A 21,993-nucleotide genomic window follows, 5' to 3' on the forward strand; every position below is an offset into this window, starting at 1 on the left:
CCATGGTCGCCCTCTACCGAACCGACTGGGGCAAGCTCTTCCGCGAACGCCTCGCCGCCAAGGGCAAACCCCCGATGCTCATCATCGGCGCCATGATGCGCAAGCTCCTCCACGTCAGCTACGGCGTGCTCAAGTCGGGCCAGACATTCCAGCCGGCGCTCCACGGGGCTTGACTGGGATAACAGTATCTACGTCACCAACAACGGCGGAACGGTGGCGCTGGCGGCGGATGCCTTCCTGACCGGGCTGGACGCCGACAAGGCTTATCTGAACATCCACACCAACGTGTTCCCCGGCGGCGAGATCCGCGGCTTCCTGACCCGCGACGTGTCGGAGCCGGCGATGCTGGGCCTCCTGGGGCTGGCGTCGGGGTGTGGATTGCTGGCGCGTCGGCGCCGGGGGTGATCAGCAGCCGGCTCGTGATGGGGCCCTGCGTTGCTGGGGTGGAGTGGTTCAGACCTCGGCCGGGTCCACGTCCAGATGCCAGCGCAGGCCGCGGGCGGGCTTGAGGGCCCACAGGTGGCGGCTCCAGGCTGACAGGAAGGCCTGCAGGGCGGGGCGGCCGGGGGCTTCGACGAGGAGCTGGGCGCGCTCCCGGCGGGCGAGTCGGACCATGCGCATCGGCACAGCGTCAAACACCTGCACGCCGAAGGCCTGGGCGAAGGGCAGGGCGGCTTCGCAGGCGGCCTTCAGCCAGTCGAGGGCGGTGGCCACCTCATCGGCGGTGGCGCACAGCAGGGCGTTGGCAGCGAAGGGCGGGAAGCGGGCCTGTTTGCGCTCCGCTAACTGCATTGCGGCGTAGCGGGCGAAATCATGCTTGGCGAGGCACTGGTAGAGAGGGTGATCGGGGTATTGGGTCTGGATCATCACCTGGCCGGGCAGCTCGCCCCGCCCGGCCCGGCCGCCCACCTGCATGAGCTGCTGGAAAAGGCGCTCCGGGGCGCGAAAATCCGCGGCGAAGAGGGACGAATCGGCGTTGAGCACACCAACGAAGGTGAGCTTGGGGAAGTCGTGGCCCTTGGCCATCATCTGGGTGCCGACCAGGATGTCGGCCTCGCCGTTGCCGATCTGCGCCAGCAGCGCGTCCCACTGGGCACGGGTGCGGGCGGCGTCGCGGTCGACCCGCAGCACGCGGGCGGTGGGGAAGCGTTCGGCGAGGGTTTCCTCGAGGCGCTGGGTGCCGCGGCCGAAGGGCTGGATGTCCTGGTTGCCGCAGTCGGGGCAGGAGACCGGGATGTGGGTCTCGCAGCTGCAGTGGTGGCAGCGCAGGCGCTTGTCGGCCAGGTGCAGCACCAGGTTGGCGGTGCAGTGGGGGCAGCGGCTCACCCAGCCGCAGGACGGGCACGACAGCACCGGCGCGTAACCCCGCCGGTTGAGGAAGATGAGGCTCTGCTCGCCCCGCTGGAGGCGCGCGTCGATGGCCCGCAGCAGGTGCTCGGAGACGCCGTTCTGCAGCGTCTCGCGGCGCACGTCCACCGGCCGCACGCTGGGCATGGTGGCGGCCACGGCGCGGTTGGTGAGTTCGATGCGCCGGTAGCGGCCGGTGTCGGCGGCGTGCCAGCTCTCCAGCGACGGCGTGGCGGAGCCCAGCACGATGGGCACGCTGCGTTGGCGGGCGCGCCAGATGGCGAGATCGCGGGCCGAATAGCGCACGCCTTCGTGCTGCTTGTAGCTGGCGTCGTGTTCTTCGTCCACCACGATGAGCCCCAGCCGCGGCAGCGGCGTGAACACCGATAGCCGGGTGCCCAGCACGATCTCGGCGCGGCCTTCCATGGCCTGCACAAAGCCCTGGGAGCGCGCGCCCTCGGCCAGCGCCGAGTGCAGGCTGACCACCCGGGCGGCGGGGAATCGACCCGCCACGCGGCCTTCGAGCTGGGGCGTGAGGGCGATTTCGGGCACCAGGATCAGTGCCTGCTCGCCCCGGGCGATGATCTGCTGGACGAGGCGCAGATAAACCTCGGTCTTGCCGCTGCCGGTGACGCCGGCGAGCAGGAAGGGCTGGAACTGGCCGAAGCTGGCCGACATGGCCTCCACGGCGGCCTGCTGTTCGTCGGTGAGGGTGGGGGCGCCGGCCATGGCGGCCGGGTCGGCGGCGACGCCGGGGGCGATCCAGCCGCGCTTGAGGGCGTCGGCCACCACCGGCGTGCCGCCGTCGCCTTCGCGCAGCAGGCTGCGCCGGCGCGGGCCGTGGGTGGCGATGTCGCGCAGCAGGGCGAGGGCGCGGCTCTCGCGCTTGGTGCTGGCGAGGGCCTCGCGGCCGAGATCGGTGAGATCGAGGAGCGGGTCGGCCTCGGCGCCGGCAACGGCATCCGCCTTGCGCAGCCGCGGCGGCAGGGCCATCGCCACAACCTCGCCGAGCGGATGCTGGTAGTAGCGGGCGGCGAACTCGACCAGGGCCAGCCAGTCGGCGGGCAGGGCGGGCGCTTCGCGCTGGACGGCGATCACCGGCTTGAGGCGTTCGACGGGCAGATCGGCGGCGTCGGGCAGATCGACGATCAGCCCGGTCTTCTCGCCCCGCCCGAAAGGCACCCGCACGCAGCGCCCCAGATCCCCGGCCGTGACGTTTTCTGCTGTGTAATCAAAGCATTGGGGCAGCGGGACGGGAAGCGCGACGCGGACGATGGCGGTGCTCATGGCCTGGGATTTCGGTGAACTTTTACGATTTTAATTAAATCAGTGACTTACAAAGTTTTGATAAGACCGAAGATCGGAAACATTTTTGAAACCCTTGGGGTCGCGGGGGTATTTTCCGTTGTCCACAAAATCTGTGGATAACTTTGTGGGAAATTTGGGTAAAGCCTCGCAAAACCCGCTGCCGGCAAGCCCTGGCCCTACTTTGCCTAAATCCGGGTCAAATAATAAAACGTTTTAAAACAATGACTTAAATTTTAAGCCAGGTGCGTACGCGCGGGCTGCAACCTTTATGAAACAAAAGGTGGCGCTGTGCACAAGTCAAGCCCTGAATTGCAAATTTAGTGCTTGACGGGCCGGTTTCCAGCGCCCCCCGCATGCGGGGGGCGGAAACAAAATGGCCGGCGTGTGCCGGCCATTCCGGTGGAGCGTCACAGTCGTTTCACGCGCCTTGCCCGCGCAGCTTGCGGCTGTGTTCGTGGACGGTGTTCACCAGCACGGTGACGTTCTCGGGCGGGGTGAACTGGGAGATGCCGTGACCCAGGTTGAAGACGTGGCCGTTGTGGGGGCCGAAGGCGTCGAGCACCTTCTTCGTCTCGGCGGCGACGGCTTCCGGGGTGCCGAAGAGCACGGCCGGGTCGAGGTTGCCCTGCAGCGCGACCTTGTCGCCCACCAGCCGGCGGGCGGCGCCGATGTCCACCGTCCAGTCGAGGCCGACCGCGTCGGCGCCGCTGTCGGCGATGTCGGCCAGCCACAGGCCGCCGCCCTTGGTGAACACGATGCACGGGATCTTCTCGCCGTCCTTCTCGCGGGTGAGGCCGGCGACGATCTGGCGGGTGTAGGCGAGGGAGAATTCCTTGTAGGCGTCGTGGGCCAGCACGCCACCCCACGAGTCGAAGATCATCACGGCCTGGGCGCCGGCTTCGATCTGGGCGTTGAGGTAGGCGGTGACGGCCTTGGCAGTGACGCCCAGGATGTGGTGCATGAGATCCGGGCGGCTGTAGAGCAGCGCCTTGACCTTGCGGTAGTCGTCGGAACCGCCGCCTTCGACCATGTAGCAGGCGAGCGTCCAGGGGCTGCCGGAGAAGCCGATCAGCGGAACGGAGTTATCCAGCGCGCGGCGGATTTCGGCGACGGCGTCCATCACGTAGCCGAGTTCGAGGTTGGGATCGGGCACGGCGAGGTTGCGGATCTCCCATTCTTCCTTCAGCGGACGCTCGAACTTGGGGCCTTCGCCTTCGGCGAAGTACAGGCCCAGGCCCATGGCGTCGGGCACGGTCAGGATGTCGGAGAACAGGATCGCGGCGTCGAGGTTGTAGCGGGCCAGCGGCTGCAGGGTGACTTCGCAGGCGAGGCCGGGGTTCTTGCACAGGTCGAGGAAGCTGCCGGCGCGCTTGCGGGTTTCGCGGTACTCGGGCAGGTAGCGCCCGGCCTGGCGCATCAGCCACAGGGGGGTGTAGTCGGTGGGCTGGCGCAGCAGGGCGCGCAGGAAGGTATCGTTCTTCGGACGGCTCACTTGAAATCCTCGACAGGCAGGGGCCGCGCTAGGCGGCAAAGGCGGGATTATCCGCTTTTTTGGGGAGTGGGTAATGGGGAGTAGGGAGTGGGGAGTTGGAAGTGGGCGGGGGGCTGAAGCCGCTGCCCACTCCCCAATACCCATTCCCTATTTGCGCCAGAACTGCGGGGTGAACACCACGGCGAGGGAGAGCACCTCGAGGCGGCCGAGGAGCATCGTGAAGCTGCACACCCAGGTCTGGAAGTCGGTGAGCACGGCGTAGTTGGTGGCGGGGCCGACCTTGTTGAGGCCGGGGCCGGCGTTGTTGATGCTGGCGACGATGGCGCCCAGGGAGGTCATGAAATCCAGGCCGGAGAGAATCATCACGAAGACCAGCATCACCACGCTCATGAAGTACAGGAAGATGAAGCCGAGGACGGCGATCACCACGTTGTTGGGGATGGTGCCGCCGCCGACCTTGACCGGATTGACGATGGCCGGGTGGATCAGGCGGGTGAGTTCGCGGTTGGCCTGCTTGGCGAGGATCAGGGTTCGGATCATCTTGATGCCGCCGCCGGTGGAGCCGGAGCTGGCGGTGATGCACGACAGGAACAGCATCCACAGGGGCGCGAAGACCGGCCACTTGTCGAAATCCTGGCTGGCGAAGCCGCAGTCGGTGGCCATCGACACGAGGTTGAAGCTGACGTGGCGGAGCGCGGTGGGGTAATCCTCGTAGGTGCCTTCGAGCCACACGTAGAGCGCCACGCCGAAGCACGAGGCGACGATCACGCCGACCACGCCGCGGGCTTCCACGTCCTGCCAGTAGACGCGCAGGTCGCGGCCGCGCAGGGCGATGAAGTGGGTGGCGAAGTTCATCGCGGCGATCACCATGAAGACGATCAGGATGAACTCGACCATCGGGTTGTCGAAGGCGCCGACGCTGGCGTCGCGGGTCGAGAAGCCGCCCAGGCCCAGCGCCGCGAAGGCGTGGCAGATGGCATCAAGCCACGACAGGCCGGCCCACCACAGCAGCAGGATGCAGGCGACGGTGATGAGGAAATACACCAGCCACAGGGCCTTGGCGGTGTCGGCGATGCGCGCGGTGAGCTTGGAATCCTTCATCGGGCCGGGGGTTTCGGCCTTGTAGAGCTGCATGCCGCCCACGCCCAGCAGGGGCAGCACCGCCACCGCCAGCACGATGATGCCCATCCCGCCCAGCCAGTTGAGCTCGTGCCGCCACAGGTTGATGGCGGGCGGCGCGTGGTCGAGATCGGTCATGATCGTCGAGCCCGTGGTGGTGAGGCCCGACATGGTTTCGAAGAAGGCGTCGGTGAAGCTCATGGTGTCGTACACCAGGAGCAGCGGGATGGTGGCGATCGCCGCCATCAGCGCCCACACGGTGGACACCAGCAGGAAGCCGTCGCGGGGCTTGAGCTCGCGGTAGTGGGCGCGGGTGACGGCGTAGAGGATGAGGCCGCTGCCGAGGGAGATCACCATCGCGGAGACGAAGTCGGCGGTGGTGCCGTCGTCGAAGTAGATCGCCGCGGCGATGGGCATCAGGTAGGCGAAGCTGAAGATCGACAGCAGGCGACCGAGGACGTTGGCGACGGGCAGCAGGGCGTCCATCAGAAGAACCCCCAGCCGACCTGGAACAGCTTCTCGACCTTGGCGACGAGCTTCTTGCTGGTGCAGAAGATGATGACGTGGTCTTCGGCGCGGATCACCGTGTCGTGGTGGGCGATGATGACCTCGAAGATGGGCACCTCGTAGGGCACCAGCTCCTTGTATTCGGTGCGGCTCTGGCCGGTGTTGCGGACGATGGCGGCGATGGTGGCGCCGTCGGGCAGGTCGAGTTCGTCGACCCGCCGGCCGATCACCTTGCAGTGCTTGGCGTCGCCGTGGGCGACGATCTCCAGTGCCTCGGCGGCGCCCCGGCGCAGGCTGTGTACCGCGGCCACGTCGCCCCGGCGGACCCGGGCGAGGAGCTGACCGATGGAGGTCTGGGCCGGCGAGATGGCGATGTCGATGCGTCCTCCCTGCACCAGATCCACGTACGACTTGCGGTTGATGAGGGCCAGGGTGCGCCGCGCGCCCATTTGCTTGGCCAGCGACGCGGACATGATGTTGTCTTCCTCGTCGTTGGTGAGGGCGAGGAACATGTCGGTCTCCTCGATGCTCTCGGCGTCGAGGAGGGCTTCGTCGGTGGCGTCGCCGCGCAGCACCAGGGTGCGTTCGAGCCCGGTGGCGAGGACCTCGGCGCGGCGCCGGTCGTGCTCGATGAGCTTCACGTGAACCGTCTTCTCGATGGCCTTGGCGAGGCGCATGCCGATGTTGCCACCGCCGGCGATGATGACCCGGCGGATCGGGGTGTCCATCCGGCGCAGCTCGGACATCACCTTGCGGATGTGGGAGGTGGCGGCCAGGATGAAGACTTCGTCGCCGCTTTCGATGACGGTGTCGCCATGGGGCGCGATGGGCTGCTCGCGGCGGAAGATGGCGGCCACCCGGGCGTCGATGGTGGGCAGGCGCAGGGGGATGGTCTTGAGGGGCTTGCCGACCAGCAGGCCGCCCTCGAAGGCGCGCACGGCGATCATCGTCACCATGCCGTCGGCGAACTCCAGCACCTGCAGGGCTTCGGGGAACTCGATCAGCTTGCGGATGTAGTCGGTGACGATCTGCTCGGGGCAGATGGAGTGGTCCACCGCGAAGTTGCTGTCGTCGAGGAGCTCCGGGTGGTCTTCGTAGTCGGCGGCGCGCAGCCGGGCGATGCGGGTGGGCACGTTGAAGAGGCTTTTGGCGACCCGGCAGGCGCACAGGTTGGTCTGGTCCGACTGGGTGACGGCGATCAGCAGGTCGGCGTCATCGGCGCCGGCGGCGTCGAGGATGGAGGGCGACGCCCCGTTGCCTGGCACCACGCGCAGGTCGAGGCGCTCCTGCAGGGCGTTGAGGTGCTCGATGTTGCTGTCGACGACGGTGATGTCGTTGGCCTCGGAGACCAGGCTTTCGGCCACGGAGGTGCCGACCTGGCCGGCGCCCAGGATGATGATCTTCATCGTTGTCTCCTCCCGGTTGGCCCCCGAGAATGCTTGTATTGATCGGGTGGCGGCGGCTCAGCTGCCGTGCTCGTCGTGACGCTTGCCGACGCTGATGCCCAGTTGCTTGAGCTTGCGGTACAGGTGGGTGCGTTCGAGGCCGGTCTTCTCGGCGAGGCGGGTCATGTTGCCGCCGTCGAGCTGCAGGTGGTGCTCGAAGTACAGGCGCTCGAAGATCTCGCGGGCTTCGCGCAGGGGCAGGTCGAGGGGCAGGCCGAGGGCGGAGGAGGGCGTCTTGCCGAGCAGGTGGGCGACGTCGTCCATCCCGATCTCCTCTTCGAGGGTGCCCAGTGCCAGGGATTTGACCGCGGCCTTGAGTTCGCCGTAGCCGCCGGGCCAGGCGCGGTTGCGCAGGGCGTTGAGGGCGGCGGAGGACAGGCGGCGGGCGGGCACTTCGCCGGCCTCGACGTAATGGAGCAGGATCTGGCTGGCGATCTCGGGGATCTCGTCGCGGATCTCGCCCAGGGACGGCGGGGCCAGCGAGACCTCGAACAGCCGGGCCAGCACGCGCTCGTCCCAGCCGTGCTCGACGAGCTCCTCGGGGCGGTGCTCGGTGGCGACCACGAGACTCTGGCCGTGGCGCTCCAGGCGGTCCATGGCGAAGACCAGGTTCTTCTGCTGGGGGCGCGACAGGTAGATCAGCTCGGGCACGTAGAGCAGGCCGTTGCGGGCGCCTTCGAGGGTGGCGAGCTCGAGGGGCTGGGACGACAGGGAGAGATCGAGCCAGGGCGTGCCGACCCGCTGGAGCGAGCGCGCACAGAGCTCGGCGAGGCTGCCGGGGCCGACCCGCAGCAGGATCACCCGCGACTTGTCGGCCATCTGTTCGAGGCGCTTCTTCAGGTCGCGCAGGGGCACCGAGCGGGAGAAGGCGCCGAGCCCCAGCGGGCTGGGGGCGTTGGCGGGCTTGATGCGGGCGAGGCCGCGCTTCACCGCGGCGAGGAGCTTCTGCAGGGCGATGGGCTTTTCGAGGAACTCCATCGCGCCGATGCGGGTGGCCTCGACGGCCGTGTCGATGGTGCCGTGGCCCGACATCATCACCACGGGCATGGTGAGCTGGCCGTTGGCCGACCACTCCTTGAGGAGGCTCACACCGTCGGTGTCGGGCATCCAGATGTCGAGCAGGACGAGATCCGGCCGGGCGGCGTTGCGGGCGGCCCGGGCGGCGGCGGCGTTTTCGGCCAGCACGATGTCGTGGCCTTCGTCGCGCAGGATTTCCGACAGGAGTTCGCGGATGCCGACTTCGTCGTCAACGATGAGAATTTTAGCCATGGGCTGGTGACTCTGTTTGAGGGGCGCTGCGCAGGCGGATGCGGATTTCCGCTCCACCGGTTTCTCGATTGGCGAGACGAATCTCGCCGTCGTGTTCGTCGATTATTTTTTTGACGATGGCCAGGCCAAGGCCGGTGCCGCGGGCCTTGGTGGTGACGTAGGGTTCGAAGGCCCGGGACAGGATCTCGGGCGGGAAGCCCTGGCCGTTGTCGCGCAGGATCAAGTCTACCCGCCTGGCATCGGCTCGCGTCAACAGCCAGATTTCGGGGGCGTCCGTGTCGGAGAGGGCGTCTTCGGCGTTCTGCAGCAGGTTGTGGATGACCTGCCGCAGCTGGCTGGCGTCGCCCATCACCGGCGGGGTTTCGGCGGCGAGCTCGGCGTGGATCATCACCCGCGAGCCATCGTAGAGGGCCAGCACGTCGCGCACCAGGGCGTTGAGATCCACCGGGGCCATCACCGGGCTGGGCAGGCGGGCGTAGTCGCGGAAGGCGTTGACCAGGTTCTTCATCGCCTCGACCTGATTGACGATGGTGGTGGTGGAGCGTTCGAGCATGCTCCGGCCTTCTTCGTCGAGGCGCTCGGCCAGCTTGAACTGGAGGCGCTCGGCGGAGAGCTGGATCGGGGTGAGCGGGTTCTTGATCTCGTGGGCGAGGCGGCGGGCGACCTCGGCCCAGGCTGCGTTGCGCTGGGCGGCGATGAGTTGGGTGATGTCGTCGAAGACCACCACGAAGCCGCCGCCGGTGCTCTCGGGCAGGCGGGTGCCGTGGAGGAGGAGCGTCTGGGTGCTGCCGTCGGGGTTGGAGAATTCGATCTGGCGGTTCCAGTCGTCCTCGGGGCCCTCGAAGCCGGCCACCAGGGCGTCGCGGAAGGCGGCGTGGGTGTTCCAGTCGTGGACGCGCAGGCGCTCGTAGTCCTGCAGCTCGTCGTTGAGGATGGTCATCGCCCCGTGGTTGGCGGCGCGCAGGTGGCCGTCCGGCGAGAAGGCCAGCACGCCGGCCGAGAGGTTGGCGAGCACGCTCTCGAGATAGGCCCGGTTGCGCTCGACGGCGGCGCGGTTGGCTTCGGCCTGGGCGCGGGCGTCCTGCAGCTGGCGGGTCATCTGGTTGAAGGACTGGGTGAGCACGCCGAGTTCGTCCCGGGCGGGCAGGGCCTGACGGGGCGAGAAGTCACCAGCCGCGACGGCCTGGGTGCCCTCCGCGAGGATGAACAGCGGCGCGGCGAGGCGCCGGGTGAGCACGAAGGCGACGGCTACCGCGGCAAACAGGGCCAGCAGCAGGGTGAGCGTCAGGGTGAGGGTGTAGATGCGCTTGAGGCCGTTGCGGGCGACGGAGAGCTCCTGGTAATCCCGGTGCACCGTCTCGACGCTGTCGGCGTGCATCGCGAAGGATTTGGGCACTTGCTGGGTGACCTGCAGGAGCTGCGGCTCGATCAGGCGCCGCGACGGGATCGGCACGATCACCCGCAGGATCAGCCCCTCGGCGCCGTGGCCTTCGGCGGCTCGGTAGCCGGATGTCTGCCGACCCTGACGGAGCTGGGTGATGGTGGGCTGCTCGGGGATCAGGGTGCCGAGTTCGGTCTCGGCGGTGGCGACGATCTTGCCTGTTGGCGAGAACACCGTGGCCGATTCGACGTTGGCCTGTTCGCGCAGGCGGTTGAGGAGCGGGGAGCGGACCTGGGGCGCCAGCTCGAGCTCGATGGCCATCTGGTCGGCCTTGGTGGCGAGCTGGTCGAGGAGGATGTCGAGGGTCGCCCGGCCGAGCTGCAGGCCGCTTTCGAGGGCGGCATCCACCCGCACGTTGAACCACGACTCGATGCTCTTGACCGCAAACTGCAGCGACACCGCGTACACCAGCGCACCGGGCACCACCGCCATCGCGGCGAAGATCGCCATCAGGCGCAGCTTGAGCCGGGAGCCGAAGCGGCGGGCCTTGTACTCCAGCCACAGGCTGCGCAGCTGGACGAAGACCAGCCCGGCGAGCACCAGCGCGATGATGCCGTTGAGGCCGATGAGCAGGGTGTAGTTGCGGGCGAAGAGGGGCGTGTTGGCGCTGGCCGTGGCGAGCAGGAACAGCAGGATGCCGGAGATCGCCGCGCAGACGATGAGGACGGTAGGTCTCATTTGCTGTCGCGGGTGGGGGGCATGAAGGTCCACCGATACCAGTCGGAGGCGAGGTTCCAGTCCTTGCGGCCGAGGGCGCTGACCTGCAGCGGCTTGGGCAGCTCACCCACGTCCAGCCGGAAACGCAGGGCGGCGTTGTAGCTGCGCCCGATCTTCAGGGCGCCCTTGTCGGCGATGCCCCAGTTGCGGATGCGCAGCATGGTGCGCATGGCTTCTTCGAGGCTGGTGAAGTTCTGGTGGAGCGCGCCGGTGGTGAGGCGGTACTGGCGGGTGAGCGACTGGTAGGAGAGGCGGTAGGTGAGGGAGCGGGTGATGATCTCCTCGTCCAGCCAGTACCAGCGGGGGGCGGTGAGTTCGAATTCGGTGATGAAATACAGCGACACACCCCGGCCGACCACGTCGGCCAGGAGCGGGGTGAGCTCGGCGACGACATCGGCGTTGAGGATGTACTGGTCGTCGCTGGGCTGCAGGACGATGTTGCGGATCTCGGCCTCGGCGGCTTGCGCCGGCCCGGCACCGGTGCCCAGCCCGGCGACGAGGCCAGCCGCAAGCAGGCCCCTCAGCCAGCGCCGGCGGAGGCGGTCAGGCGGCTTTCTCGAGGAGCGCGTAGAAGAATCCGTCATGGTCGGTGCAAGGCAGGTACTGGCAGTCGAGCTGTCCGCCAATGGGCAGGCGGCGGCAATCGGGATGGCGGGCGGCGAAGGCGGCGATCTGCTCCCCGTTTTCTTCGGCAAACACCGAGCAGGTGGCATAGAGCATTTTGCCACCCGGCGCGAGGACTCGCCACAGGGCTTCGAGGATCTCGGCCTGCTGGGATGCAAAGCGGGCGATGTCGCCGCCGCGGCGCAGCCACTTGATGTCCGGGTTGCGGCGCACCACGCCGGAGGCGGAGCAGGGCACGTCGGCGAGGATGCGGTCGAAGGGGCGGCCGTCCCACCAGGCGTCGAGGTTGCGGCAGTCGGCGGCCTTGACGGTGGCGGCGAGGCCCAGGCGAGTGAGGTTCTCGCTGATGCGCCGGGTGCGGCTGGCGTCGGTATCCAGGGCGGTGAGCTCCACGTCGGCGAGTTCAAGGATGTGGCAGGTCTTGCTGCCGGGCGCGGCGCAGGCGTCGAGCACCCGCTGGCCGTCGTCCACGTCAAGGTGCTGGGCGGCGAACTGGGCGCCGGCGTCCTGCACGCTGATGCAGCCTTCGGCAAAGCCGGGCAGGCGGCTGACGGGCACCGGCTTTTCGAGGAGCAGGGCGCCGTTGGCGAGCACCCGCACCGGCAGGTCGGCTTCGGCGAAGCTGTCGAGCACCTCCTGGCGGGAGCTGCGCAGGGAGTTGATGCGCAGGGCCATGGGCGGGTGGGTGTTGCCTGCGACGAGGATCGAGCGCCAGTCCTTGGGGTACTGGGTTTTCAGGCGGCGGATCCACCAGGGCGGGTGGCGGTGCTCGGCGACCATGTCGGCGTCGGCCGCGGCGCGCAGCTCGGTGGCCTGGCGCAGGGCGTTGCGCAGCACGCCGTTGGCGACGCCCTTGAACTTGCCGTCGAGCAGGGTGGCGACACCTTCGACGGCTTGGTCGACGGTGGTGTGGGCGGTTTCCGGACGGGTGTCGAGGCGGTGCAGGGCGATCCGCAGCAGCGACTGGACGGGCTCGGGCAGGGGCTTCTGCATGAGCTGGCCGAGGATGAAATCCTGCCGGCCGTAGTCGCGCAGGGTGCCGTAGGCGAGATCGAGGATGGCGCCGCGGACGGCGGGCGGGGTGTCGGGCCGGCGTGCCCACAGGGTGGCCAGGGCGTCGGTGAGGGTGAGCCCGCCCACCACATCGGCGATGAGGCCGGCGGCGGTGACGAGGGCGTAGGCCAGACTGTCCTCGGGCAGGCGGGACGGGGCCGCGACGAGACGGCGGCTGCGGGGGTGGTCGGTCATGGTGTCAGGTGAGGCAGTCGAGCACGTAATTGGGCAGGGCGCTGCAGGCGAGGTGCAGGGCGGGATTGTAGTAGCGCAGGCCGGTGATGCGCCGGGCCGCAAGGCGCTGGGTGAGCGTGGCGAGATCGGGTTCCGGGGGGCGGGCATTGCTCGCCCGGGCGAGGAGCCAGGGGCCGCCGTAAAGGGGGACGTCGATCAGGGCCGGGGTCGGGGTGGCAAACACGTCCTTGAGCCGCTGGAACACCGTCGTGACCTGCTGGCGTTGGTGGAAGGGCGATCCGAGCTGGACGTGGACGATACCTTGCCCGGTCAGGCTTGCGGCACAGATTCGCAGAAAATTGTCGCTGTGCAGGTGGGCGCAGGCGGGGTGGTCGGACTGGGTGAGGTCGAACAGGATCAGGTCGAAACGCTCGCCCGCGGCGTGGCAGGCGGTGAGGGTTGCCGCCGCGTCGCCGAACAGGACGCGCACACGAGCATCGTTGAAGGCGCCGGCGGGTAGCGACGGCAGCTGCGCGTCGATGGTATCGACCACCGCGCGATCGAGCTCGGCGATGGTGACGTGGGTGATCGAGGGGTGCTTGAGCAGCTCCCGCGTGCTGCCGCCATCGCCGCCGCCCAGCACGATGGCCCGCTGGGGTGCCGGATGGCTGAGGGCTGCCAAGTGAGCAAGGCTCTCGTGGATGATGAACTCGTCGGCCTGGGAGGCCATGGCGTCGCCATCCAGCGTGTAGAGCTTGCCGAAGCTGGTGGTCGATTCCACCGAGATGTGCTGGAGCGGGCTGGTATGTTCGACCACTGGCGCGGTGCGCACGACATGGAGCGCGGCGTCGTCGGACAGGGGGAGGGCGATCGTCGGCAAGTGTTTCACGTGAAACAACCTCCTCTGCAGGGGTGTTCAGCCCAGGAATGTATCGGCGCTAAAGCGCAGGATCAGTATCACCACGACGACCAGAAACGCCTTGCGGATGAACGCCACACCGTGGCGGAGCACGAGGGCGGTGCCAACCCGGGAGCCGAGCAGATTGCAAACGGCCATCACCGCCGCGGCTTTCCAGAATACCGCGCCGGTCGCTACAAAGAAGGCGATTGCGGCGAGGTTGGTGGTGACGTTGACGATCTTCGCCGATACCGAGGCGAGCAGGAAGTCCATTCCCAGCAGACGAATGAAAAGAAAGATCAGAAAGCTGCCGGTGCCTGGGCCGAAGAATCCGTCGTAGAAACCGACTGTGCTGCCGATCGCGAGGGCGCGGATCGTGGGTTGGGCATCATGCGCCAGCACGCGCCCCTGGACGCCGAAATCCTTGCGCATGAAGGTGTAGATCGCGACTGCGATCAGCAGCACGAGGATGAGCGGACGCAGGGCCTCAGGCGGAAAGAGCACCACTGCCCGGGCGCCAAACCATGATCCGATGGCGGCCGCGATAGCCGCAGGAGCGGCAATCTGCCAGGGAATCACGACCCTGCGGCTGTACTGGAGTGCGGAGCTGGCCGTGCCCACCACGCTGGCCAGCTTGTTGGTGCCAAACAGCGTCGCCGCGCCGGCTTGGGGAAAGGTGGAGAAGAGCAGGGGGATCTGGATCAGACCGCCGCCGCCGCCGACGGTATCCACCAGCCCGGCGCAGAACGCGCCGACACCGAGGAGCAGGAACGGGAGTTCGATCACTGCTGTTTCACGTGAAACAAGCTCAGGGGAAGGAAGAGCCTTGGGCAAGTAGCGCCGCGTGGATTCCCGACAGTGCTTCGAGTCCGCCGCAGGCCAGGCTCACACCACGGCCCGGGATGTCGGGCTCGGTCGGGTTGATGCGGATCAGCGGCACGCCAAGGGTCTCGCTGAACCAGCGAACCGTCGGCACGTGGCTGCCGGCACCGATCTCGATCACCACCGGACGGGCCGTGGTGTGGAGCCAGGTTTCCAGGCGCTGGCGCTGGCCGGTAGTGCGGCGCCCGAGCCATCCCCAGTCGCCGAACATCAGCACGTTGGGCCGCATCAATCCACCGCAGGTGGGGCAGCGGGGCAGGGGAGAGCGGAGCAGGCAGGCGCTGTCGTCCACATCCGGCGAGAAGTCGTCGGCAGGGACGATGGCTTCGCCGCAGCCGTTCATGCACTGGAGGTGATGGATGGATCCATGGACTTCGCAGATGCGATCCTCCTCGAAGCCTGCGCGCTGGAACTGCCCATCCACGTTGGAGGTGAACACGAAGCTGCCGCCGGGCAAGGCCGCGCTGATCTGCCGGAGCATGGCGAAGCCAGGGTGGGGGCGGGTGCGCCGGTAGAGGTTGAGGCGGTGGCCGTAGAAGCCCCAGGCCAGGGTCGGGGTGCGCGAGAAGGCGTCGGGGCTGGCGATCTCTTCGAAGGCGATGCGGGCCTCGGCGAGGGCAGGATAGGCGCGCCAGAAACCAGTGTTGCCGCGGAAGTCGGGCAGCCCGGAATCCACGCCCATGCCGGCACCAGCGGAGATGATGAGGGCGTCCGCCCCGGAGATGAGGCGGGCGGCTTCGGTGAACAGGGGGTCGGTCATGCCTGGGCGATGATGAAGATGCGGCGGAATGGAAACAGCGCGGTGCCGTCCGCGTCGGCCGGATAGGCCGCAGCGAGGCGTGGGCCGAGCTCGGCGAGAAAGGTGGCCTGACTGGCTTCGTCGAGGCGCGAGAGGTAAGGCACGAGGGTCGTGCCCCTGAGCCAGTCGAGTACAGGGTGCTCGCCCTGCATGGCCTGCCAGTAGATGGTTTCCCACAGGAAGAGGCGGCTGCAGCGGGGAGAGAGAATTCGGTGGTAGTCCGCCATGGGGAGCACCGCGCCCATGCGCGCATCGACCAGGCGATCGGCCCACGCAGGCGCGGCAGCCTGTTCGCGGATCAACCGGTGGGACGGCGCCTCGAAATTGCCGGGCATCTGCACGGCCAGCACGCCACCGGGCGCGAGCTGGTCGAGGAGGCGGGGGAACAGCGTCGCATGGTCGCCAACCCAGTGCAGGGCGGCGTTGGAAAACAGCAGATCGAGGGGTTCTTCCTGCGCCCAGCTCTCCACTCCGGCCAGTTCGAAGCGGGCTTCGGGCAGGGCGACGCGGGCGCGCTCGAGCATCTCCGGCGAACTGTCCAGCCCGGTGATCTGGGCGCCTGGCCAGCGGCTGGCGAGGAGGCGCGTGACGTTGCCGGCTCCGCAACCGAGGTCGACGACCTGGACGGGCTGGGCGAGGGGGATTCGGGCAAGCAGGTCGACCGCCGGACGCAGGCGTTCGTCGGAGAACTGCAGGTAGCGGTCAGGGTTCCAGGTCATCGCAGATCCTCCATTCGAGAAGGTCCTATTGTGAACCAAGCCGGAACGCCTGCGAAAAAAGAAGGCCCGGCATCAGCCGGGCCAAACAGGGAGTAGGGAGTTCGGGAAGAGCGGCGGCCTACTTCTTGATCTGGTTGCCGATGACCCCGCCGACAGCAGCGCCACCGACGGTGCCCACCGAGCTGCCACCTGTCAGGACGGAGCCGGCGACGCCGCCGACTGCTGCGCCGATGGCTGTGTTGCGTTGTTGGGGCGACATGTTGGCGCAGCCGGAAAAAGTGAGTGCGGCGACAATGGCAGCGAGACCTGCGGTGATTCTTTTCATGATGTGCTCCTTCACGCTACGCCCACGCGTGGTGGGATGTGATCTAAGTCTGGCTGTCGTGGGCTCCGACTGCTGTAGGGCAGGGCGGATGCTTTCGTGGGAATCGGCTGACAGCCGGGGGGCGCGGTGCCCGTGTGCAAGTGAAAGTCACTGTATCCGGGATCACGCCTCCGGGCTGTAACGAGTCGTGTGGTTTTGTAAGCAGTGCCGCGAGGTGCAGCGACGATTCGGCTGGGCAACAAAAAGCCCGCGCTGTGGCGGGCTTGGAGCTGGGGCTGCGCGGCTGGGGCCGGCTTACTTGCCGATGCAGAACCGCGAGAAGATCACCCCCAGCAGATCGTCGGGAGTGAATTCGCCGGTGATCTCGTTTACCGCTTCCTGGGCGAGGCGGAGCTCCTCGGCCATCAGTTCGAGGGCGTGGTGGTTGTCGAGGGCGCGGTGGATGCGGGCGAGGGCTTCGCGCAGGGCGATGAGGTGGCGTTCGCGGGCGAGGATGATGTCTTCGCCGTGGCGATGCCAGCCGGCCACGCGGAGGAGCTCGGCGCGCAGCAGCTCGATGCCCTGGCCGGCCTTGGCGGAGAGATACAGGCTCACGGCGCCGTCGGTGTCCACCCGCTGGGCATCGCGGCCGGCGAGGTCCACCTTGTTGAAGACGGTGATGCGTTCGACCCCGGCGGGGAGGCGGGCGTCGATGGCGGCGTCGGCTTCGGTGAGGCCGGCGCGCACGTCCACCAGCCGCACGATCACGTCGGCGCGTTCGATTTCCTGCCAGGTGCGGGCGATGCCGATCTTCTCCACTTCGTCGGTGGTGTCGCGCAGGCCGGCGGTGTCGGTGATGTGGAGCGGGATGCCTTCGATCTGGATGGTTTCGCGCAGGGCGTCGCGGGTGGTTCCGGCGATGTCGGTGACGATGGCGCGCTCTTCGCCGGCGAGGCGATTGAGCAGGCTGGACTTGCCGACATTGGGCTGGCCGACGAGCACCACGTGCAGGCCGCTGCGCAGCAGGCTGCCCTGGCGGGCGCGGTCGAGGAGGGCTTCGAGTTCGCTGGCGATGGCCTGGATGCGTTCGAGCGCTCGGGCCTCGGCGAGGAAGTCCACGTCTTCATCGGGGAAATCCAGCGTGGCTTCGACGAGCATGCGCAGGTCGATCAAACGCTCGACTATGCCGTGGACTTCCTTGGAGAAGCTGCCGGTGAGGGAGCGCACGGCCGAGCGGGCGGCGGCAGCGGTGGAGGCTTCGATGAGGTCGGCGACGCTTTCGGCCTGGGCCAGATCGAGCTTGCCGTTGAGGAAGGCGCGGCGGGTGAACTCGCCGGGCTCGGCCAGGCGGGCGCCGAGTTCGAGGCAACGGGCCAGCAGCAGCTGCATGACCACCGGGCCGCCGTGGCCCTGGAGTTCGATGACGTCTTCGCCGGTGAAGGAATTGGGCGCCGGGAAGTAGAGGAGGAGGCCTTCGTCGATCAGCCCGTCATCCGCGCTGCGGAAGCGGGTGAAACAGGCCATGCGGGCCTCGGGCACCTTGCCGCCGAGGGTGGCGGCAAGGGCGGAGAGATTCGGCCCGGAAATCCGGACCACCCCGATGCCACCGCGCCCGGGGGCGGTGGCAATCGCGGCGATGACGTCACTCGGCGGTCTTGCCACCGGCTTCGATCATCCGGTTGATCTGCCATTGCTGGAGGATCGACAGGGTGTTGTTGACCACCCAGTACAGAACCAGACCGGCAGGGAACCACAGGAACATGAAGGTGAACAGGATCGGCATCATCATCATCACCTTGGCCTGGATCGGATCGGGCGGAGCCGGGTTCAGGCGGGTCTGGATGAGGCTGGTGGCGCCCATGATGAGCGGCAGGATGTAGTACGGGTCCTGCACCGACAGATCCTGGATCCAGCCGAGCCACGGCGCGCCGCGCATCTCGACGACGCCCAGCAGCACCCAGTAGAGGGCGATGAACACCGGAATCTGGATCAGGATCGGCAGACAGCCACCCAGCGGATTGACCTTCTCGCGCTTGTAGAGGTCCATCATCGCCTGCTGCAGCTTCATCTTGTCGTCGCCGTACTGCTCCTTCATGCGCTGCAGGCGCGGGCCGAGGGTCTTCATCTTGGCCATCGACTTGTAGCTGGCGGCGGACAGCGGGAAGAACACGGCCTTCAGGGCGATGGTGACGAGGATGATGGCCCAGCCCCAGTTGCCGGTGAGCTTGTGGAACCACTCGAGCACCCAGAACAGCGGCGCGGCGATGATGGTGAGCCAGCCGTAGTCCACCACCAGGTCGAAGCCCTTGGCGAACTGCTCGAGGCGGGACTGCTCCTGCGGGCCGGCGTACAGCGGCACTTCGAGCTTGGCGGTCTGGCCCGGGGCGATGGCGGCCACCGGCAGGATCACGCCGGCGGAGTACAGATCGGAACTGACCTGATTGGCGAAGAACTCGCGCTCGCCCGAAGCGGGCGCCCAGCCGGCGACGAAGTAGTGCTGAACCATTGCGGCCCAGCCATCGGCAGACTTGGTGACGAACTTGGCCTTCTTGGCGGCGACGTCCTCGAAGCTGACCTTCTGGTACTTCTCGGCTTCGGTGTAGAACGCCGGGCCGGTGAAGGTCTGGACGCCGAAGCCGCCGGGCTGCTCGGCCGGCTTGCCGTCACGGGTGAACTGGAAGTAGGCGTGGGGCGCGATGGGCGCGCCGCTGCCGTTGGTGATCTCGTAGCTCACCTCGGCCTGGTAGCTGCCCCGGTGGAAGGTGATCAGCTTGGCAACCTTGATGCCGTCGGCGGTGGCCGGGGCGTCGAGGCGCAGGGTGACCGCATCCTGGCCGTCCTTCAGCTCGAGGTTCTGGGCACCGAGGCTGAAGAGGGTCTTGTGGGTGGGCAGGCCGTTGCCGATCAGGCCGGTCTGGGCGGCGTAGTTGTGTTTCTCGCCGTTGTCGAAGAGCACGTAGTTGCGGCTGCGGTCTTCGGTGGCCTTGTGCTGGGTGAGCTCGAGCCGGACGATGTCGCCGCCCTGGGCCGAGATCTCGGCCACCAGGATGTCGGTGCGGACGACGGCCTTCGGTGCTGCCGCGGCGGCGGGCGTCGCGGCAGGCTGACCCGGCACCGCGGCGGCTGCGCCGGCGGTGGCCGATGGCGTCGGAGTCGGCACGCCGGCCGTCTGGCTGGCGGCGGGGGCTTCCACCTTGGGATGGTTGTGCTTCTGCCAGCCGTCCCACAGCATGACCAGGGAGAAGGAGAAGACGAGAAGGAGGATCAGGCGACGGTTATCCATCGGAGTATGAGTCAGGAAGGGTTGGGCGGGGAGCGGTGGCGGGGCTCAGGGTACGGGATCGTAGCCGCCGCCACTGAACGGATGGCAGCGGCACACACGTCGTGTCGCAAGCCAGCCGCCCTTGAGCGCGCCGTGGCGTTCGACGGCCTCGAGGGCGTATTCGGAGCAGGACGGCACGAAGCGGCAGTTGCGTCCGAGCATCGGGCTGACGGCGTAACGATAGCAGCGCAGCAGGGCGAGGAGGACGGCTTTCACGGCGCTGCCTTCATTTGCGGGGCAGGCGCCCCAGCAGACCGATCATCTCGTCGCGCATCGCACGCCTCGTTACGTTGTCGAGCTTGGCCGACAATCGTAACACCAGATCGTAGGGCGGCAAGCTTGCACGGGCGTGACGGAACACGTCGCGCCCGATGCGCTTGACGAGATTGCGCTGGACCGCCCGTTTGGCAAGCTTCTTTGCGACAACCAGGCCAAGGCGCGGCGTCCCGTCCGGGTTTGGACAGTAGTGCAGCGCGAAGTGGGAACCGCGAAGCACCCGCCGAAAAGCAAAAACGGATGAAAATTCATCCGTTTTGTGCAGTCGCAATGACGTGTCGAAGCCGAATCCTGCCGGGTTTGAATCTTCCGCTGCCGCATGGTTGCAGGCGGTGGAAGCTGCCGCGGCGGCCAGGCTTGCCTCGGCGGCCTTAGACGGCGAGACGATGACGGCCCTTGGCGCGACGAGCGGCGATGACCTTGCGACCGCCACGGGTGGCCATGCGGACCAGGAAGCCGTGGGTGCGCTTGCGACGGACGACGGACGGTTGGTAGGTGCGTTTCATTTTGCGTGCCCGGAAAGTTGAGTCAAACGCGTAATTTCATACGTTAACCCTCTGTTTGTCAAGTAGGTTTTGCAGGGCCTTGTCTGGGGTGGGCTGCGGAGGGTGGTTTTGCGGGCCTGCAAGCTGTGGATAACTTTTCTGTCCACAGGTACAATACGCGTTTGGCCCGGCGACTTTGCGCGCTGCTGTGGCCGGCTCCGGAAACCACCCGGGGTTCCACCAAGAACGAGAAACGGCGCGCATCCTGCCGTCGAACCAGTCCACCCGTACATCGTGTCAGAAGCCTCATCACAGTCCCAGTGCGCCGCGTTCTGGACGCATTGCCTGAGCTGCCTGGAGCAGGAGTTGCCTGCCCAGCAGTTCAAGACCTGGATACTTCCCCTGCGCGTTGAAGAACTGCAAGGCGAGGACCTGGCCGGCGTGCGTCTGGTCGCCCCGTCCAACTTCCATCGCCAGTGGCTGCGTGATCGCTACCTGCGGCGCATCGAGGAACTGGGCGAAGAATACTTCGGCGGTATCCCGACGATCGAGGTCGGCCTGGCGCCGGCCGGCGGGCCGCGTCGTGCAGCACCGCCTCCTCCGTCGATGGCGTCGAGCGCAGCGCCGTCCGCACCCGCCGCGGCGCCGATGGCTGCTGCTGCCCCCGCCGCGCCTGCGCCGGTCGCCCGCCCGGTGATGCCCGAAGCGCCGGTGAGCATTGAGGCCGCCAACTACGACAAGTCCCGCCTCAACCCCGATTTCACCTTCGACACCCTCGTCACCGGCCGCGCCAACGATCTGGCCCGTGCCGCCGCGCTGCAGGTCGCCCAGAACCCGGGCGTGTCGTACAACCCGCTTTTCATCTATGGCGGCGTCGGCCTCGGCAAGACCCACTTGATCCACGCCCTGGGCAACTACGTCTTCAAGCACGACCCGCGCAAGGTGATCCGCTACGTGCACGCCGAGGATTACTACGCCGACGTGGTGCGCGCCTACCAGCAAAAATCCTTCGACGTCTTCAAGCGCTACTACCGCTCGCTCGACGTGCTGATCATCGACGACATCCAGTTCTTCAATAACAAGAACCGGACGCAGGAAGAGTTCTTCCACGCCTTCAACGCCCTCACCGAGGCCAAGAAGCAGATCATCATCACCAGCGACACCTACCCGAAGGACGTCCAGGGCCTCGAGGATCGCCTGATCTCCCGCTTCGACTGGGGCCTGACGGTGCAGATCGAGCCGCCCGAGCTCGAGATGCGGGTCGCCATCCTTAAAAAGAAGGCCGAGGTCGAGCGCATCCAGCTCGACGACGACGTGGCCTTCCTGATCGCCAAGAACCTGCGCTCCAACGTGCGCGAGCTCGAAGGCGCCCTTAAAAAGGTGCTCGCCTTCGCCCGTTTCCACGGCCGCGAGGTGACGCTCGAGGTGGCCAAGGAGGCCCTGAAGGATCTCCTCAACGCCCACAACCGCCAGCTCACCGCCGAGTTCATCCAGAAGACTGTTGCCGACTACTACAAGATCAAGGTCGCCGACATGCACTCGAAGAAGCGCACGCGCGTGATCGCCCGGCCGCGCCAGGTGGCGATGTTCCTCGCCAAGGATCTGACGCCCATGAGTCTGCCCGCCATCGGCGAAGCCTTCGGCGGCCGCGACCACACCACGGTGCTGCACGCCTGCCGAACCATCGCCGAACTGCGCCTGTCCGATACCCAGCTCAACCACGACCTGCACGTGCTCACCCAGGTGCTGCGTGGCTGAAACCTGACTTCGCCATGATTGACATGCCGGCGCGTCTGCGCGTCGCCGCCCGGC

At 67.4% G+C, this 21,993-nt stretch carries 20 protein-coding genes and 1 pseudogene; 3 read left to right on the plus strand and 18 right to left on the minus strand.

All coding sequences use genetic code 11. The features are described from left to right. Together GH681_RS23400 and GH681_RS20940 are read left to right on the plus strand one after the other, a co-directional pair. A pseudogene (locus GH681_RS23400) lies at window positions 1-173 on the plus strand (IS110 family transposase); the annotation flags it as partial. Window positions 174-213: 40 nt separating this feature from the next. Further along, a complete protein-coding gene (locus GH681_RS20940) occupies window positions 214-405 on the plus strand; it encodes a CHRD domain-containing protein (protein ID WP_228112012.1) in 192 nt (63 codons plus the stop codon). A gap of 48 nt (window positions 406-453) precedes the next feature. Here GH681_RS20940 and GH681_RS20945 read toward each other — a convergent pair whose 3' ends face one another. The 18 genes from GH681_RS20945 to rpmH all read right to left on the minus strand — a co-directional run bounded on the left by GH681_RS20945 (window position 454) and on the right by rpmH (window position 20,202). Then, a complete protein-coding gene (locus GH681_RS20945) occupies window positions 454-2,634 on the minus strand; it encodes a primosomal protein N' (RefSeq protein WP_153163489.1) in 2,181 nt (726 codons plus the stop codon). 439 nt (window positions 2,635-3,073) lie between these two features. Further along, window positions 3,074-4,147, minus strand: a complete 1,074-nt coding sequence (hemE, locus tag GH681_RS20950; protein ID WP_153163490.1) for a uroporphyrinogen decarboxylase — start codon at window positions 4,145-4,147, stop codon at window positions 3,074-3,076. A 147-nt stretch (window positions 4,148-4,294) separates the two neighbouring features. Beyond that, entirely contained in the window at window positions 4,295-5,752 is a 1,458-nt protein-coding gene (locus tag GH681_RS20955; RefSeq protein WP_194271305.1) for a TrkH family potassium uptake protein, read from the minus strand. Continuing rightward, the gene (gene trkA / locus GH681_RS20960; protein ID WP_153163491.1) at window positions 5,752-7,179 is read right to left on the minus strand and encodes a Trk system potassium transporter TrkA; all 1,428 of its coding nucleotides are present in this window, start codon (window positions 7,177-7,179) and stop codon (window positions 5,752-5,754) included. Before trkA ends, GH681_RS20955 begins: the two co-directional genes overlap by 1 nt. A 57-nt stretch (window positions 7,180-7,236) precedes the next feature. Then, on the minus strand, window positions 7,237-8,487 hold the full coding sequence (locus GH681_RS20965) for a sigma-54 dependent transcriptional regulator (RefSeq protein ID WP_153163492.1): 1,251 nt from the start codon (window positions 8,485-8,487) through the stop codon (window positions 7,237-7,239). Further along, a complete protein-coding gene (locus tag GH681_RS20970) occupies window positions 8,480-10,606 on the minus strand; it encodes an ATP-binding protein (RefSeq protein WP_153163493.1) in 2,127 nt (708 codons plus the stop codon). The genes GH681_RS20965 and GH681_RS20970 overlap by 8 nt, the downstream gene beginning before the upstream one ends. After that, window positions 10,603-11,229, minus strand: a complete 627-nt coding sequence (locus tag GH681_RS20975) for a DUF4390 domain-containing protein (RefSeq protein ID WP_153163494.1) — start codon at window positions 11,227-11,229, stop codon at window positions 10,603-10,605. The genes GH681_RS20970 and GH681_RS20975 overlap by 4 nt, the downstream gene beginning before the upstream one ends. Next, a complete protein-coding gene (gene rsmB / locus GH681_RS20980) occupies window positions 11,189-12,517 on the minus strand; it encodes a 16S rRNA (cytosine(967)-C(5))-methyltransferase RsmB (RefSeq protein WP_153163495.1) in 1,329 nt (442 codons plus the stop codon). Before rsmB ends, GH681_RS20975 begins: the two co-directional genes overlap by 41 nt. 4 nt (window positions 12,518-12,521) lie before the next feature. Continuing rightward, complete coding sequence (locus GH681_RS20985; protein ID WP_194271306.1) at window positions 12,522-13,385, minus strand: polyamine aminopropyltransferase; 864 nt, start codon at window positions 13,383-13,385, stop codon at window positions 12,522-12,524. A 27-nt stretch (window positions 13,386-13,412) separates the two neighbouring features. Continuing rightward, complete coding sequence (locus GH681_RS20990; RefSeq protein WP_153163510.1) at window positions 13,413-14,177, minus strand: TSUP family transporter; 765 nt, start codon at window positions 14,175-14,177, stop codon at window positions 13,413-13,415. A gap of 25 nt (window positions 14,178-14,202) precedes the next feature. After that, window positions 14,203-15,036, minus strand: a complete 834-nt coding sequence (locus GH681_RS20995) for a Sir2 family NAD-dependent protein deacetylase (RefSeq protein ID WP_153163497.1) — start codon at window positions 15,034-15,036, stop codon at window positions 14,203-14,205. Next, window positions 15,033-15,794: a trans-aconitate 2-methyltransferase gene (tam, locus tag GH681_RS21000; RefSeq protein ID WP_153163498.1), complete on the minus strand. Its 762-nt coding sequence runs from the start codon at window positions 15,792-15,794 to the stop codon at window positions 15,033-15,035. The genes GH681_RS20995 and tam overlap by 4 nt, the downstream gene beginning before the upstream one ends. Window positions 15,795-15,912: 118 nt before the next feature. Beyond that, the gene (locus GH681_RS21005; protein ID WP_153163499.1) at window positions 15,913-16,119 is read right to left on the minus strand and encodes a glycine zipper 2TM domain-containing protein; all 207 of its coding nucleotides are present in this window, start codon (window positions 16,117-16,119) and stop codon (window positions 15,913-15,915) included. Between the two features lie 294 nt (window positions 16,120-16,413). Beyond that, a complete protein-coding gene (mnmE, locus tag GH681_RS21010) occupies window positions 16,414-17,760 on the minus strand; it encodes a tRNA uridine-5-carboxymethylaminomethyl(34) synthesis GTPase MnmE (RefSeq protein WP_153163500.1) in 1,347 nt (448 codons plus the stop codon). Continuing rightward, a complete protein-coding gene (gene yidC / locus GH681_RS21015; RefSeq protein ID WP_153163501.1) occupies window positions 17,741-19,381 on the minus strand; it encodes a membrane protein insertase YidC in 1,641 nt (546 codons plus the stop codon). The genes mnmE and yidC overlap by 20 nt, the downstream gene beginning before the upstream one ends. A 45-nt stretch (window positions 19,382-19,426) precedes the next feature. Further along, window positions 19,427-19,636, minus strand: a complete 210-nt coding sequence (gene yidD / locus GH681_RS21020) for a membrane protein insertion efficiency factor YidD (RefSeq protein ID WP_153163502.1) — start codon at window positions 19,634-19,636, stop codon at window positions 19,427-19,429. A gap of 10 nt (window positions 19,637-19,646) precedes the next feature. Beyond that, complete coding sequence (gene rnpA / locus GH681_RS21025; protein WP_228112013.1) at window positions 19,647-19,967, minus strand: ribonuclease P protein component; 321 nt, start codon at window positions 19,965-19,967, stop codon at window positions 19,647-19,649. Window positions 19,968-20,067: 100 nt separating this feature from the next. After that, on the minus strand, window positions 20,068-20,202 hold the full coding sequence (gene rpmH, locus GH681_RS21030) for a 50S ribosomal protein L34 (RefSeq protein ID WP_079434516.1): 135 nt from the start codon (window positions 20,200-20,202) through the stop codon (window positions 20,068-20,070). Between the two features lie 273 nt (window positions 20,203-20,475). Between rpmH and dnaA the strand changes: the two genes are divergently transcribed. Further along, the gene (dnaA, locus tag GH681_RS21035; protein ID WP_153163503.1) at window positions 20,476-21,939 is read left to right on the plus strand and encodes a chromosomal replication initiator protein DnaA; all 1,464 of its coding nucleotides are present in this window, start codon (window positions 20,476-20,478) and stop codon (window positions 21,937-21,939) included. The last annotated feature ends 54 nt before the right edge of the window (window positions 21,940-21,993 follow it).

This window comes from Zoogloea sp. 1C4, assembly GCF_009469605.1.
Classification (GTDB): Bacteria; Pseudomonadota; Gammaproteobacteria; order Burkholderiales; family Rhodocyclaceae; genus Zoogloea; species Zoogloea oryzae.

What these genes read in the sequence shown, in the direction of transcription:
- GH681_RS21005 (WP_153163499.1), bottom strand. Translation starts at nt 16,119, where the DNA reads ATGAAAAGAATCACCGCAGGTCTCGCTGCCATTGTCGCCGCACTCACT.
- GH681_RS20975 (WP_153163494.1), bottom strand. Translation starts at nt 11,229, where the DNA reads ATGACGGATTCTTCTACGCGCTCCTCGAGAAAGCCGCCTGACCGCCTC.
- rpmH (WP_079434516.1), bottom strand. Translation starts at nt 20,202, where the DNA reads ATGAAACGCACCTACCAACCGTCCGTCGTCCGTCGCAAGCGCACCCAC.
- GH681_RS20955 (WP_194271305.1), bottom strand. Translation starts at nt 5,752, where the DNA reads ATGGACGCCCTGCTGCCCGTCGCCAACGTCCTCGGTCGCCTGCTGTCG.
- trkA (WP_153163491.1), bottom strand. Translation starts at nt 7,179, where the DNA reads ATGAAGATCATCATCCTGGGCGCCGGCCAGGTCGGCACCTCCGTGGCC.
- tam (WP_153163498.1), bottom strand. Translation starts at nt 15,794, where the DNA reads ATGACCTGGAACCCTGACCGCTACCTGCAGTTCTCCGACGAACGCCTG.
- GH681_RS20970 (WP_153163493.1), bottom strand. Translation starts at nt 10,606, where the DNA reads ATGAGACCTACCGTCCTCATCGTCTGCGCGGCGATCTCCGGCATCCTG.
- yidC (WP_153163501.1), bottom strand. Translation starts at nt 19,381, where the DNA reads ATGGATAACCGTCGCCTGATCCTCCTTCTCGTCTTCTCCTTCTCCCTG.
- GH681_RS20945 (WP_153163489.1), bottom strand. Translation starts at nt 2,634, where the DNA reads ATGAGCACCGCCATCGTCCGCGTCGCGCTTCCCGTCCCGCTGCCCCAA.
- GH681_RS20995 (WP_153163497.1), bottom strand. Translation starts at nt 15,036, where the DNA reads ATGACCGACCCCCTGTTCACCGAAGCCGCCCGCCTCATCTCCGGGGCG.
- GH681_RS20965 (WP_153163492.1), bottom strand. Translation starts at nt 8,487, where the DNA reads ATGGCTAAAATTCTCATCGTTGACGACGAAGTCGGCATCCGCGAACTC.
- rsmB (WP_153163495.1), bottom strand. Translation starts at nt 12,517, where the DNA reads ATGACCGACCACCCCCGCAGCCGCCGTCTCGTCGCGGCCCCGTCCCGC.